This window comes from Kitasatospora sp. NPDC048286, assembly GCF_043201735.1.
Taxonomy (GTDB): domain Bacteria; phylum Actinomycetota; class Actinomycetes; order Streptomycetales; family Streptomycetaceae; genus Kitasatospora.
Genome location: NZ_JBICZE010000008.1, coordinates 214,422 through 229,872, shown reverse-complemented (window position 1 = coordinate 229,872; position 15,451 = coordinate 214,422). Strand labels below are relative to the sequence as shown.

At 75.8% G+C, this 15,451-nt stretch carries 4 protein-coding genes; 3 read left to right on the top strand and 1 reads right to left on the bottom strand.

The window, feature by feature from the left end:
* The first annotated feature begins 315 nt into the window (after positions 1 to 315).
* From ACGF13_RS21045 to ACGF13_RS21035, 3 genes are all read left to right on the top strand, one after another.
* Entirely contained in the window at positions 316 to 3,384 is a 3,069-nt protein-coding gene (locus tag ACGF13_RS21045; protein WP_392877214.1) for an amino acid adenylation domain-containing protein, read from the top strand.
* 73 nt (positions 3,385 to 3,457) lie between these two features.
* On the top strand, positions 3,458 to 9,049 hold the full coding sequence (locus ACGF13_RS21040; protein WP_392877212.1) for an amino acid adenylation domain-containing protein: 5,592 nt from the start codon (positions 3,458 to 3,460) through the stop codon (positions 9,047 to 9,049).
* Positions 9,046 to 12,183, top strand: coding sequence for an amino acid adenylation domain-containing protein (locus ACGF13_RS21035; protein WP_392877210.1), 3,138 nt, complete (start codon positions 9,046 to 9,048; stop codon positions 12,181 to 12,183). Before ACGF13_RS21040 ends, ACGF13_RS21035 begins: the two co-directional genes overlap by 4 nt.
* Before the next feature lie 49 nt (positions 12,184 to 12,232).
* Here the strand turns inward: ACGF13_RS21035 and ACGF13_RS21030 are convergent, their stop codons facing one another.
* A complete protein-coding gene (locus tag ACGF13_RS21030; protein WP_392877598.1) occupies positions 12,233 to 15,244 on the bottom strand; it encodes an AMP-binding protein in 3,012 nt (1,003 codons plus the stop codon).
* Positions 15,245 to 15,451: the final 207 nt, after the last annotated feature.

Sequence of the window (15,451 nt, the reverse complement as noted above, 5' to 3'; positions counted from 1 at the left end):
GATCAGAAGACCGCCCCCGTCGCGACGTTCCCGCAGGTTGGACGCGTGCATGACGCCTCTTCCGGGGGACGGGACGACCCTTGACGGCGCTGGGCTTCTCTGCCAACCTCTCGGCAGGTCTGGACCAAGATCGGCCTCTTCGTCGGGGGAGAGGACCGGCTCAGAACCGGCTGTGCGCAGGGGGGATCTGCGGGTCGGGAGGGTCGAGGCCGCAGCGGCCCGTCGGCCGCGTCACCAGAGAAACCGCGGTGCCGGCCACGTCGGCGCCCGGCCACGGGGAACGCACCATTCACCGACTGCCGAATCGAGCCCCACATGCCACACTCCCTCCCCCCGCACGCCTCGCCCTTCCAACGGGGCATCTGGTTCACCGAGCGCCTCGGCCAGGCGCACGGGGTGTTCCACATGCCCGTCCTGATCTCCTTCGACCGGGTCGACGCCGAGGCCCTCGCCCGGGCCGTCGAGACCGTGACGGCACGTCATCCCGCCCTGTCCCAGGTGTTCGTGGAACGCGATGGGATCCTCCTGGCGGAGCCCGGCCCCGCTCCCGTCCTGGAGGTGGTCGACGCCTCCGGGGACTGCGCGCAGGGCCGGGAGAAGCGGCTGGCCGAGGACGTGGCACGGCCGTTCGACCTGGCGGCCGGGCCCCTGGCGCGGTTCACCCTCCACCGGGGCCGCGGTGACGAGGCGGTGCTGCTCGCGGTCGTGCACCACGCGGTGTTCGACGGGGAGTCGAAGGACGTCCTGGTGGCGGAACTCGCCGCCGCCTACGCGCAGGCCCTCGGCGTGGCCGCTCCGGCGGCCGACCGCACGCCCACCGCGCCGCCGACCCCGCCCGACCCCGAGCTGGTCCGCCGCGCGGCGGACTGGTACGGCCCGCGCTGGGCCGCGGCCGCGGAGCCCGTCCTGCCGGGGCTGCCGCAGGCCGTCACCGCCCCGGCGTCCGGGGTGTCCGTCGGGTGGCGGACGGACGCGCCGGGCCGGGCGGTGCTGGCCGCCGCCGCCGAGCGCTGCGGCGTCACCGTCTTCGAGTTCCTGCTCGCCGCACTGCACGGACTGCTGCTGCGCTACGGCGCCGAGGCGGCCGCCGTCTCCGTGCCGCTCTCCGTCCGGACGGCCGAACAGGCCGGGGACATCGGCCTGTTCGTCAACGAGCTGCCGGTGCACGCGCCGGCCGGGGCGAGCACCGGGACGCCCTTCGCCGAGTACGCCCGGGCCGTGCGCGCCGAGGCCCGCGGCGGGTACCCGTTCCGCTCGGTGCCCTTCGGCGCGGCGGTCGGCGGCCTCACACCGCGCGCCGGGCTGGCCCCCGTGTCGTTCGGCTACCGGCGCGGCCGGGCCGCCGACCCGGTGTTCCCGGGAAGCGCCGTCCGGGTGGACCGCGCGGTGTTCAACGGCGCCGCCCGCAACACCCTCCACCTCCAGGCGGTCGACACCACCGAGGGGCTCGCCTTCTCGCTCCAGTACGCCCCGGCGGTCCTGTCGCCGGAGGCCGCGGAGCGCGTCGCCGGGCACTACCGGGCCCTGCTGGAAGCCGCGACGGCCACCCCCGAGGCCCCGCTGGGCGCCCTGCCGTTCCTGGGCGAGGCCGAGCGGCAGCTGGTGCTCGACGAGTGGAACGACACCGCCCGCCCCTACCCCCACGAGCGCACCGCCCTGGACCTGGTGCGGGAGCGGGCCGCCGAGACGCCGGACGCCCTCGCCGTCAGCGCCGGCACCGAGCGGCTGACCTACCGGGCGCTCGTGGAGCGGACCGACGAACTGGCCGCCGTGCTGGGCCGGGCCGGGGTCCGCCGCGGTGACGTCGTCGCCCTGCACCTGGAGCGCTCCGCCGACCTGCCCGCCGTCCTGCTCGCGGTGCACGCCGCCGGGGCCGGCTACCTGCCGCTCGACCCCGGCCACCCCGTCGAGCGGCTCGCCTTCCTGCTCGCCGACTCGGGCGCGGCCCTGCTGGTCGCCGACCGGGACCCCGCGCCCGACGTCGCGGCGGCGGCACCGGCCGTACTCCGGCTCGGGGAAGCAGGCACGGAAGCCCGTACGGAAGCCCGTCCGGAGCCGGTGCCCGCCAGGACGGAGCCGATCCCGCCCGACGGGCTCGCCTACGTGCTGTACACCTCCGGCTCGACCGGTCGGCCCAAGGGCGTGGAGATCGGGCACCGGGCCCTGGTGAACCTCCTGACCTCGTTCGCCCAGCGGCTGGGCTCGGGCCCGCAGGACGTCTGGCTCGGCCTGACCTCGCTCTCCTTCGACATCTCCGGGCTGGAGATCCTGCTGCCACTGACCACCGGCGGCCGACTGGTCCTCGCGCCGGACGGCGCCGCCCTGGACGCGCCGGGCACGCTCGGGCTGATCCGGCGCGAGGGCGTGACCCATCTGCAGGCGACCCCCTCCGGCTGGCGGGTGCTGCTCAGCGCCGGCCCGCTGCCGGCGGGGCTGACCGGGATCGTCGGCGGGGAGGCGCTGCCGCTCCCGCTGGCCCGCGAACTGCGGGGCTCCCTCGCCCGGCTGACCAACGGCTACGGCCCGACCGAGGCGACGATCTACGCCACCTGCGCCGACGTCCCCGCCGGAGCGGACGCCGTGGTGGTCGGCCGGCCGATCACCAACACCAGGGCGTACGTCCTGGACGCCCACGGCCGGCCACTGCCGGTCGGCATCCCCGGCGAACTCCACCTGGGCGGCGACGGCCTCGCGGACGGCTACCGCGGGCGGCCCGAACTGACGGCGGAACGTTTCGTCGAGGACCCCTTCGCCGGTGGCCGGATGTACCGCACCGGCGACCTCGCGGCCTGGACGCAGGACGGCGAACTGGAGTACCACGGCCGGATCGACGACCAGGTGAAGATCCGCGGCCACCGGATCGAACTCGGCGAGATCGAGGCCGCGCTGCTCGCCCACCCGGCCGTCGCGGCGGCGGCCGTCGCCGTCTGCGAGCAGGTCGAGGGGGAGCCCGCGCTGGTCGGCTACCAGGTGCCCGCACCCGGCGGCGCGCCGGCGGCCGACGCCGACCTGCGGGACCACCTGCTGCGCACCCTCCCCGCCGTCATGGTGCCCCGGCAGTTCGTGGCCCTCGATCGCCTGCCGCTCACCACCAGCGGCAAGCTCGACCGGCGCGCGCTGCCCGCCCCGCCGCGCCCGGCCGCCGTGGGCCCGGCGGAGGCCGACGACCTCACCGCGAGCATCCTGGCGATCTGGGAGGAGGTCCTGGGCGCCCCCGGCATCGGCCCCGACGACGACCTCTTCGACCTCGGCGGACACTCGCTGACGATCATCCAGATCACCGCCCGGATCCGCGCCTCCTTCGGGGTCGACCTCGCCTTCGACCTGTTCTTCGACGCCTCCACCCCGGCCGAGCTGGCCGACGTCGTGCGCGAGCGGCGTTGACCGCCGTCGACCGCCCAGCCGTCGACCGCCCCGCCGCGCCGCCCCTCCCGCTCCACCCCCGAACGGACTGCCGATGACCGACACCCAGGACCTGCCCGCGGACTGGTCCGCCACCAAACGATCCCTCCTCGCCCAGCGCCTGCGCGGCGCCGCCGCGGCGGCCCCGGTGCGGGTGGTCGAGCCCCGCCCGGAGGGCAGCGCGCCGCCCCTGTCCAGCGGACAGGAACGGCTCTGGTTCATGGACCAGTTCTCGCCCGGCGGGACGGCGTACACGCTCGCCCCGGCCCGCCGGCTGCGCGGGCCGCTGGACCGCCCGGCCCTGGACGCCGCCCTGACCGCCCTGCTGGCGCGGCACGAGGGCCTGCGGATGGCCTTCCCGGTCACCGGGGACGGCCGGGCCGAGGTCCTGGTCGTCGAACCGGGCCCCTTCGCCGCCGCCTACCTGGACGCCTCGGACGACCCCGACCCCGGGCGAAGAGCCGCCGAGGAGATCGGGGCACTGGTCGCCAGACCCTTCGACCTCGCGGCCGGGCCGCTGCTACGGGCCCTGCTGGTCCGGCTCGCCGACGAGGACCACGTCCTCGCCCTGGTCCTGCACCACATCGTCGGCGACGGCTGGTCCATCGACATCATCAACCGGGAACTGGACCTGCTCTACGCCCGGTACGCCCACCACGCCGAGAACGAACTCCCGCCCCTGCCAGTCCAGTTCGGGGACTACGCGCGCTGGCAGCGCGACCGGCTGGACAGCGGCGCCCTGGCCGCCTCCCGCGATTACTGGCGCACCGAACTCGCCGACGTCCCCGCCCTGGACCTGCCCGCCGACCGCCCCCGGCCACCGCTGCTCACCTTCGACGGCGCGGCCGTCGAACTGCACTGGAGCCCGGAACTCGTCCGAGCCCTCGCCGAGTTCGCCCGCGCCCACGGGGCGTCCCCGTACATGGTGCTGATGGCCGGGCTCCAGGTGCTGCTCGGGCGGCACGCCGGCCAGCGGGACTTCGCGATCGGCTCGGCCGTGGCCGGCCGCCTCCACAGGGAACTGGAAGGGGTGGTCGGGGCCTTCGTCAACATGCTGCCGATCCGGGCCCGGCTGGCGGAGGGGCTCACCTTCGGACAACTGGTCGGCCGGGTACGCGAGACGACGCTCAACGCCTACACCCACCAGGAGGTGCCCTTCGAGCAGATGGTCGCGGACCTGGACATCGAGCGCGACGTCAGCCGATCGGCGGTGTTCCAGACGACCTTTGCCTACCAGAACTACGGCGAGCGCGCGGCCTCCACCGCCCCCGCCGCCCCCGCCGAGGGATTCGGGCACGCGGCCACCACGAGCCACTCCGACCTCGCGTTCTACCTGCGGGAGAAGAAGGACGGCGGACTCTTCGGCCTGATCACCTACCGGACCGACCTCTTCGACGCCGACACCGTACGACGGCTCGTCGAGCGCTTCGAGGTCCTGATGACGGCGGCCACGGCCGACCCGGACCGGGCCGTCGACGACCTGCCGCTGTCGACCGAAGCCGAGCGCCGCGACCTGGTCGAACGATGGGCCGCCGGCCCGGCGCTCCCCGAGGACGGACCGGCGACGCTGACCGCGCTGCTCGCGCAGGCCGCCCGGCAGGCGGGCGACCGCCCCGCGCTGGTCTTCGAGGACGCCACCGTCACCCACCGCGAACTCGACGCGCGGGCGACCGCCCTGGCCCGGCGGCTGCGCGCCCTGGGCGTCGGCCGGGACGACCGGGTGGCGGTCTGCCTGGAGCAGTCCCCGGACCTCGCCGTCGCCCTGGTCGCCGTGCTGAAGGCCGGCGGCTGCTACCTGCCGCTGGACCCGGAGCAGCCGCCCGCGCGGCTGTCCCACCTGGTGGCCGACGCGGACGCGCGCGTGCTGGTGACGGACTCGCACCTGCGGGACCGGCTCCCCGGGTACCGGGGCGCCGAACTGCTCGTGGACCGCGTCGACCTCTCGGACGAAGCGACGGACGAAGCGACGGGCGAAGCGAGGGACGAAGAGCCGCTCGCCGAGACGTCCGGACCGGACGACCTCGCCTACGTCATCTACACCTCCGGCTCCACCGGCCGGCCCAAGGGCGTCGCGGTCCAGCACCGGGAGATCCTCAACTACCTGGCCGGCGTCCGGGAGAGACTGCGGATCGAGCCCGGCGCCCGCTACGGCCTGCTGCAGTCCCTGGCCTTCGACTTCAGCATCACGATGCTGTACCTGGCGCTCACCACCGGCGGCCGGGTGCACCTGCTGCCGCGCCGCGTCTCCGGCGCCGAACTCGCCGAACACATCGAGGCCTGCGCCCTCGACTACCTCAAGATGACGCCCTCCCACCTGGCCGCGCTCTGCGCCGACGCCCCGGTCGAGCGCCTGCTGCCCCGCCGGGCCCTGGTGCTCGGCGGGGAGGCCTCGTCCTGGGCCTGGGCCGCCGACCTGGCCGCCCGCGGCGGCTGCGCGGTGTTCAACCACTACGGCCCGACCGAGGCGACCGTCGGCGTCACCGTCCACGAGGTCCTCCCGGGGGAGCACGGCCCGGGGAGCACCCCGATCGGCACCCCGCTGGCCGGCGCGCGCTGCTACGTCCTGGACGGTGCCGGCCGGCCGGTGCCGCCCGGCGTGACCGGCGAGCTCTACCTCGGAGGGGAGCGGCTGGCCCGCGGCTACCTGGGCCGCCCCGACCTGACGGCGGAACGCTTCGTCGAGGACCCGTTCAACGGCGGCCGGATGTACCGCACCGGCGACCTCGCCCGTTGGCGGCGATGGGGGTCCCCCCGGCCGGAGGCCGGGGGAGGCGTACTGGAGTACCTGGGCCGCGCCGACGACCAGATCAAGGTCCGCGGCTACCGGGTCGAGCCCGGCGAGATCGAGGCCGCGCTCACCGCGCTGCCCGGCGTCACCCAGGCCTTCGTGACCGTCCGGGGCGAGGGCATCCGACAGAACCTCGTCGCCTACCTCGAACGCGCCGGCGGCGCCCCCGCCCCCGCCCCGGCCGACCTGCGGACGGCACTCGGCGAGGTCCTGCCGGACTACATGGTCCCCGCCCGCTTCGTCGTCCTGGACCGCCTCCCGCTGCTGGCCCACGGCAAGATCGACCGCAAGGCGCTGCCCGAACCCGAGGACACCGCCCCGGCCGCCGGACACGTCGAACCCGAGGGCGACACCGAGACCCGGATCGCCGCGATCTGGGCCGAGGTGCTCGACCTCGCGAAGGTCGGCGCCCTGGACGACTTCTTCGAGATCGGCGGGCACTCGCTGCTCGCCACCCAGGTCGTCGCCCGGCTGCGCCGCGCCTTCCCCGACCTGCCGACCCCGGTCGGCGTGATGGACCTCTTCCGCTTCCCGACCGTCCGGCAGCTCGCCGGGCTGGTCGCCGACCCGGGCGCCGACCGGGGGCCGCGGGGACTGCTGCACCGGCTCACCCCCGAACGCCGCCGCACCACCGCCAGCGTGGTCTGCGCGCCCTACGGCGGCGGCAGCGCACTGATCTACAAGCCGCTCGCCGACGCCCTGCCCGAGGACTGGGCGCTGCACTCCATCGCCGTCCCCGGACACGAACTCGGCGAGGAACCGATGGACGTCGACGAGGTCGCCGACCGCTGCGCGCGCGAGATCCTCGAGAACGTCGAGGGCCGGATCGTGCTGTACGGGCACTGCGGGGTCGGCGTGCGCCTCGCCGTCGAGATCGCCCGCCGGGTCGAGGCCGCCGGCCGGGAGATCGACGCCGTCCACCTCGGCGGCATCTTCCCCTTCGCCCGCCCCAGGGGGCGCGGCGCGGCGGTCGGGGAACGCTGGGCGCAGTTCCTTGACCGGATGCGCAGCGACCAGGACATGATCAACGGGCTGGCCGCCGCCGGGATGGACACCGACGACCTGGAGCCGGAACAGCTGCGGCTGATCGTCCGCAACCGCCGCACCGGCACCAAGGACGTTGAGCGGTACTTCACCCGGATGTTCGGGACCGAGGGCGGACGGATCAAGGCCCCCGTGATCGCGGTCTGCGGCGACCGCGACCCGGCCACCGAGTTCTACCAGGAGCGCTTCCGCGAGTGGCACCGGATCGCCGACACCACCGCCGTGGTGGTCCTCGACGAGGCCGGCCACTTCTACCTCAAGTACCGGGCCGCCGAACTCGCCGCCATCGTCTGCGGCGTCCACCGGTCGATCGCCGAGGGCGAGGAGGACCGCGACCGCCGGACGGACGGCGCGACCTGGTGGCTGGCCGGGCTCTCCCGGGACGCCGAACGGCAGGCGGCGCACGACGGGCGAGCGCCCGTCCGCCCGACCATGCGCCGCTTCCTCACCGTCGCCTCCGGGCAGCAGGTGTCGATGATCGGATCGGCGCTCACCGAGTTCGCCCTCCCGGTCTGGATCTACCTGCGCACCGGCTCCCTCGCCCAGTTCGGGCTGCTCGCCGCCTGCGGCCTGGTGCCCGGCATCCTCGCCGCCCCGATCGCCGGCGCGATCGTCGACCGGGGCGACCGGCGCCGGACCATGCTCCTCGGCGACCTCGCCGCCGGCCTCACCCAGGCCGTCCTGCTCCTGCTGTACGCCACCGGCGGCCTGGCGGTCTGGCACGCCTACGCGCTCGTCGCCGTGCTGTCCGCCGCGCTCTCCTTCCAACGGCTCGCCTGGAACGCGGCCGTGCCCCAGCTCGTCCCCAAGCGCTACCTCGGCCGCGCCAACGGCGTGGTCCAGATGGCCTTCGGCCTCGCCCAGTTCCTCGTCCCGCTGTTCGCCGTGGGCCTGCTCGCCGCGCTCGGGCTCGGCGGCATCCTCGCCCTCGACGTGGCCGGGTACGCCGTCGCCATCGCCGTCACCCTGGCCGTGCGGTTCCCGGACGTGCTGGGCGCCACCCGGCGGGAGAGCATCCCCGCCGAGATCCGCGAAGGCTTCCGACGGGCCCTTGGCAGCCGCCACTTCCGGGCGATGCTGCTGTACTTCGCCGTCCTGAACGTGTTCCTCTCCCCGCTGTTCCTGCTCACCACCCCGCTCGTGCTCTCCTTCGCCCCGCTCTCGGCGGCCGGCTGGGTGTCCACGGCGGCCGGCCTGGGCGCCGTGCTCGGCGGGATCACCCTGGTGGCCTGGGGCGGACCGCGCCGACGCAAGCTGCGCGGGGTGCTGCTCGCCACCCTCGCCGTCGCCGCGGCCTGCCTGCTCACCGGGCTGCGCCCGTCGACCTGGACCGTCGCCCTCGGCGCGTTCGGCATGACGTTCGCGCTCGCCCTGCTCAACGGCTCCTACGCGACCATCGTGCAGACCAAGGTGCCGCTGCGCTTCCACGGCCGGGTGATCGCGGTCAACACCATGGTCGCCTGGTCGACCCTGCCGGTCGGCTTCGCGGTGGTCGCCCCGTTCGGCCCCGGACTCCTCCAGCCGCTGATGGACCACGGCGGCGCCCTCGCCTCCACCGTCGGCCGGATCGTCGGCACCGGCGACGGCCGCGGCATCGGACTGCTCTACCTGCTGTTCGGCCTCGCCATGGCCGCCCTCGCGCTGGTCTGCCTGGCCGTCCCGGTGCTGCGCCACTTCGACCGGGACGTGCCCGACGCCGAGCCCGACGACCTGGTCGGGCTGAAGGCCCTCCAGGACCGGGCCGCCGCCACCGCGGTCACCGCCGCCGAACCCCTTCCCCCGTACCGCTCCGAGACCGAGGTGACCGTCCGGTGACCACCGCCACCCACCCCCTGACCGCCGAACAGCGCCGGCTCTGGTTCCTCCAGCAACTCCACCCGGACGACGCCGGTTTCAACATGTACCTCAACCGGCGCTGGACCGGGCCGATCGACCCGCGGGCCCTGCGCACCGCCCTCGCCCGGCTGACCGCCCGGCACGAGATCCTGCGCACCCGCTTCGTGGTCGACGGCCCCGAGGCGGCGGAGCCCGTCCAACTGGTCCAGCCCCCGGCCGAGATCGAGCTGGTCACCCTCCGACTGCCCGAGGGCGCCACCGAGGCGGACTTCACCGACGCCTGCCGCCCGTACGTCAACGCGCCGTTCGACCTCGCCGCCGCGCCGCCCCTGCGCGCGACCCTGATCAGCGCGGGGGACCGGGAACACGCGGTCAGCGTCGTCGTCCACCACATCGTCGCCGACGGCTGGTCCTTCCGCACGATGTGGCGCGAACTGCTGGCCCTCTACCGCGAGGCGATCGGTGAGGAGCCCGCCGACCTGCCGGAACTCCCGCTGCAGTACGGCGACTTCGCCCGCGCCGAACAGGCCAGGACCGGCGGGGAGGCGGGCGAGGAGGCGTTCCGTTACTGGGCGGAGCGGCTCGCCGGCACCGGCGCGCTGCGCCTGCCCCTCGACCGGCCGAGACCGTCGAACCCCACCAGGCCCGCCGGGTTCGTCACCGTCGACCTCGGCCCCGAGCTGACCGCCGCCCTCGACCGGCTGGCCCGGCAGGAGCGGTGCACCCCGTTCATGGTGCTGCTCACCGGCTACCAGTGCGTGCTCGCGCGCTGGACCGGCTGCCGGGACTTCGTGGTTGGCACCCCGCTCGCGGGCCGCACCGAGAAGGCGCACGAGGCGCTGCTCGGCTACTTCAACCGCACCGCGGTGATCAGGTCGGACCTCACCGGCGACCCCGGCTTCCGCGACGTGCTGAAGCGGACCAGGTCCGCCGTGCTCGCCGCCCTCAGCCACCCCGACGCCCCGGCCGAGCGGCTCGCCACCCACCTGGGCCTGCCCGCGGACACCGGAGCCGGGCCGCTCTACCAGGCCGTCTTCGTCCACCAGAGCCAGAACGAGCTCGCGGACGGCTCCGGCGGGCCCGCGCTGCCCGCGGGCGTCCGCACGGCGAGCATGGACTCCGGCTTCGAACAGGCCAAGACCGACCTGCTGCTCGACAGTTGGCGCACCGCCGACGGCGGCGTCACGCTCTCCTTCTGCTACGACCGCGAGCTCTTCGACCGGGAGACCGTCGAGGCGCTCGCCGGCCGCTGCCGCGAGCTGTACGCGCGGATCGTCGAGGACCCGGAACTCCCCCTGCACGGCGACTGGTTCGTCGGGGCGCGGGAACGCGCGGCGCTGCTCGCGCTGGGGGCGGGGCCGGACGCTCCCGCCGGCGTGCGCACGGTGCTGGAACGGTTCGCGGAGCAGGCCGCCGCGCGACCGGACGCACCGGCGCTGGAGTGCGACGGCCGGACGCTGTCCTACGCCGAACTCGACCGGCGCTCCACCGAACTGGCGCGCCGGCTCGGCCCGGTGGCCGGCCGGGTGGTCGCGGTGTCGATGGCGCCCTCCTTCGACCTGGTCGTCGCCCTGACGGCGATCTGGAAGGCCGGCGCCGCCTACCTCCCGCTCGATCCGGCCCACCCCGAGGACCGCCGCGCCCTGATGCTCCGCGAGGCCGACGCCGTCCTCACCCTCACCGACGCCCTCACCCACGCGGACGTGCCGGGACCGGCGGCCGGTGAGCCCGCCCCGGTGGACCCGGAGGGCCTGGCCTACGTCCTCTACACCTCCGGGTCCACCGGGACGCCGAAGGCCGTCGCGGTGGACCACGCGGCGGTGTCCGCCCGGGTCGACTGGATGGCGGGCCCGGACGGCTACGCGCTGGGCCCCGCCGACCGGATCGTCCAGTTCGCCTCCCTCGGCTTCGACACCCACGTCGAGGAGCTCTGGCCGGCGCTGACGGCCGGGGCGTGCGTCGTGCTGCTGCCCGGCGGCGGCCGGACCCTGCCCGACCTGCTGGACGGACCGGCCGGACGGGCCGTCACCGTGCTCGACCTGCCGACGGCCTACTGGGAGGAACTCGTCGGCCTCGGCGACCAGACCCGCTGGCCGCGGGCGCTGCGCCTGGTGGTCATCGGCGGTTCCGAGGCCCGGGCCGACACCGTCGCCCGCTGGCGCCGACGGCACGGGGACGCCGTCCGGCTGGTCAACACCTACGGCCCCACCGAGGCCACCGTGATCGTCACCGCGGCCGAGCTGACGGCCGCGGACGCCGAGCGCCGGCCCTCGCTGGGCCGCCCGCTGCCCGGGGTGGGGCTCCACGTGCTGGACGAGCGCGGAGGGCTGCTGCCCCGGGGAGCCGAGGGCGAGCTGTACATCGGCGGCCGCGGCCTGGCCCGCGGCTACCTGCGCCGGCCCGACCTGACCGCGGCCGCCTTCGTGCCCGACCCGTACCTCGGCGGGGTGATGTACCGCACCGGTGACCGGGCGCGGTGGCGGGCGGACGGCCGGCTGGAGTTCCTGGGGCGCGGCGACGCCCAGCTGAAGCTGCGCGGCTACCGGATCGAACCCGCGGAGATCGAGTCGGCGCTGACGGCGCACCCGGCCGTGGCGCAGGCCGCCGTGCTGGTCCGCGACGGGCGCAGGCTCCTGGCGTACGCCGTCCCGTGCCCCGGCGCCGAGCCAGGGCCGGCCGAGCTGCGCGAGCACCTCGCCCTGCGGCTGCCCGCCTACATGGTCCCGGACACCGTGCTCACCCTGGCCCGGCTGCCGCTGACCCCGAACGGCAAGCCCGACCTCGCGGCCCTGCCCGATCCCGGGCCGGCCGCCCCGGCGGGCTACGTCGCGCCGCGCACCGATGCCGAGCAGCTGGTCACCGAGCTGTGGCAGGAGGTGCTCGGAGTGCCGCGAGTCGGGGTGTTCGACGACTTCCTCGCGCTGGGCGGGGACTCCCTGCTGGTCACCCGGGTCGCCGCGCGGATCCGGGCCGGCCTCGGCCTCGACATCCCCATCCGGGACGTGTTCGAGAGCAGCACGCCGGCCGCCCTCGCGGCGCGGATCGAGGCGCTGCTGATCGCCGAGATCGACGCGCTCACCGAGGAGGAGGCGGCCGGGCGCCTAACCGGCTGAGCGGTGGGGCCCGGCTCCGCAGCACGCGGAGCCGGGCCCTCGGGGCGTGTCAGATCCCGGCCGCCCCCGCCAGCGCGGCGGCGAGGTCCTCGGCCAGCGCCGTCACCGCCCCGGCCTCGAAGGCGTGCTCGTTGTACCGCAGCCAGCAGCGCAGCCCGCCGTCCGGCTGCTCGGTGACCGCGAGTTCCGGGACGTGCCGGTCACCGCCGGGCAGCGGGTAGGGCACGGTGGCGTTGCGCGGCAGTTCCCAGGCGGCGCAGGCCACCCCCGGCAGCTGGGCCGGCGCGCTCCAGCTCTCGTACCGCAGCCAGGCGGCGAACGGCGCCAGCGGGCTGAACTCCGCGAACGGGTACAGCTGGTGGTCGAGCGCCGCGGTGGCGGCGGACCGGACCCGGTCGAGCAGTTCGGCGAACCCGGGCGTGCCCGAGACGTCCACCCGCACCAGCAGCGACTGCACGAAGCAGCCGACCGCCCGCTCCGCCTCCGGTCGGGTCCGGCCGGGCACCGGCGTCATCAGGACGAAGTCGGACTGTCCGCTGCGGGCGGCCAGCAGGCCGCTCCAGACGGCCGCCACCGCGAGGAACGGCGTGGCCCCCAGCTCCGCCGCCCTGGCCCGCAGCGCGTCCGCCGTCTCTGGGGGCACCGTGAACGCGTGGGCGGCGCTCAGCACCACCTCGGTGTGGCGGCGCCCGGGGAAGGGGTCGATCGCCGCGGGCGCGTCCGCGAGCGCCGCCGCGAAGTGCGTCCGGGACGCCGGCCAGTGGGCGTTCGACCACTCCACCAGCTCGCGGTACTCCGGGCCGGGCCGGGCGGCGGGCGCCCGGCGGCCGTGGCGCAGCGCCGAGTAGCACACGCCCAGGTCGCGCAGCAGCGGGCCCAGCGACCAGCCGTCGCTGACGAGGTGGTGGACCGCCAGCAGGACGACGTGGTCCTCCCGGCCCCGGCTCACCACGGCCAGCCTGGTCATCGGCCCGGACGCGACGTCCGTCAAGCGGTCGCGGACGGCGACCAGCCGCGCCGACACCTCGTCGTCGCTCGCGCCGGGGGCGTCCACCAGCACCACGTCCGCGCGCGGTTCGTCGTCCAGGACGGCCCGCAGCACCCCCGGTTCGGCCCCGGGCACCGGGACGAACCCGGTCCGCAGCGCGGGGTGGCGGCGGATCGCCTCGTGCAGGGCGTCGGCCAGGACGTCCGTCCGCAGGGCCTCCGTCACCCGGAACATCACGGCCACCGAGCCGACGTTGCGGCCCGGGACCTCGGCCATCCAGCGCAGGAAGTTCTCCTGCTGGGAGGTGAGCGGCAGGTCGTGCGGCTGGGCGCGCAGCGAGCGCAGGAAGTCCGACATCTCGGTTCCGGACGCCGCCGCCGGCGCGGCCTGGGCGGCCTCGGCCCGCTCCAGCCAGGCCGTCTGGGCGCGCAGCGAGGGGCGTTCGAAGACGAGGGCCGTGCGCGCCGCCACGCCGAACTCGGCGGAGATCGCGGCGGCCAGCTGGACGGCGCGGAACGAGTCCCCGCCGAGGGCGAAGAACTCGTCCTCCACGGCCCGGACCGGCCGCCCCAGCACGGTCCGCCACAGGGCGGCCAGGGCCAGCTCGCGCTCCGTCTCCGGTGCCCGCCCGGCCGCCGGGGCGGCCTCCTGGAAGGCGGTCCGCAGTTCGTGCTTGACCACCTTGCCGCTCGGGTTGCGCGGCAGGGAGTCCAACACCAGGATGCGGACGGGAAGTTCGGGCCGGGCGAGGCGCTCGCTCAGGAAGAGCCGCAGGCCGTCGGGGTCGATTCCGCCCGGCAGCGGGACCACCGCGGCGACCGGCACCTGGCCCATCACCGGGTGCGGCAGGCCGAGCGCGGCGGCGTCGGCGACCTGCGGGTGCTCGTGCAGCACCGCTTCGATCCGCAGCGTCGAGACCTTCAGCGCACCGGACTTGACGATGTCGCTCTCCCGGTCGACGAGGTGGAGGAAGCCGTCCTGGTCCAGTCGGCCGAGGTCGCCCATCCGCACCCAGCCGTCGCGGAAGACGGTGTCCGAGTCCGCTCCGGCGTACCCGCGCGGCGGGCCGGGCTGGCGCAGCCAGATCTCGCCGGTCGCGCCGGGCGGCACCGGTTCGCCGGCCTCGTCCAGGATCCGCAGGTCGGCCGGGTCGGTGGGGCGGCCCAACGAGCCCGGGCGGCCGGGGTCCACGACCGCGGATATCTGGGCGGGGGAGGCCTCGGCCGAGGTGTAGGTGTTGACGACCGTCGCCTTCGGCAGGGCGGCGGACAGGCCGGCGGCGACGGCCGGCGGGAGGGCGGCGGCGGTGGAGCCGACCAGCAGCACGCTGCCGAGGTCCCGGCGGCCGGCGACCCCGGAGTTCAGCAGTTCCACCGCCGTCGACGGCACCAGGAAGACGGTGCCCGCGCCGAACTCCTCGACCACCCGCCCGAACTCCTCCGCGTCGAAGCGCGGCAGGCAGATCGTCGTGGGCTGTGCGGTCAGCGCGTTCACCAGGACCGCCTGGGCCGCGTTGGTGCCGATCGGGAAGGCGTGCACGGCGTGCCGCGAGTGGGCGTACGGGCGGGGGCGGGGGTCGGGGACCAGTCCTGCGGTCAGGCTCGCGTGCGCGGCCCGGACGCCCTTCGGGGTGCCGGTGGTGCCGGAGGTCCCGATGATCTGGGCGAGGTCCCCGGGGGCGGCCCGGTGCGGCGGCTCGGTCCCGTCCGGGGCGTCGAGGTCGAGGTGGTCGAGCGTGAAGGTGGGCAGCGCGGTGCGCGGGCCGCTCCCGGCGACCGCCCGGCGTGCCCCGGCGGCCTCGACGAGCCGCTCCACGTCGGCCGGGGCGAGGTCCTCACGGATCACCAGCCCGGCCGCGCCCGCGTAGTGGGCGGCCAGGAACGCCACGGCGTACTCGTCCCACTCCCGGTTGGTGAACAGCAGCGCCACCGTGTCCCCCGGCCGCACACCCTCCCGGGCCAGCCCGTGCGCGGCCCGCACCGCCCGCTCGCGCCACCGCCCGTAGGTCAGGCTCCCGCCGCCGGGCACGAGCAGGGCGGTGCGGTCGGGATGGAGCGCCGCCCGGTGGTCCAGGAGCGCGGGGAGCGTGAGCGGGACGGGGGCGGGCTGGGCGCTGATGACGACTCCCGGGGGGCTTTCGGAGCGCGGCCGAGCGGTGCCGGACGAAGATCGGCCGCTGATTGGTCCAGACCGTAGCGGACCGGTGAAGGCACGCGCCACATCCGTCCACGGATCGTCACAAGCCGTGCTGCGCAGGCCTCGAGCTCCGCCGCGACCGCC

Excerpts from the sequence above, each read along its gene's own strand:
- ACGF13_RS21045 (WP_392877214.1), top strand. The coding sequence starts at position 316 with ATGCCACACTCCCTCCCCCCGCACGCCTCGCCCTTCCAACGGGGCATC.
- ACGF13_RS21040 (WP_392877212.1), top strand. The coding sequence starts at position 3,458 with ATGACCGACACCCAGGACCTGCCCGCGGACTGGTCCGCCACCAAACGA.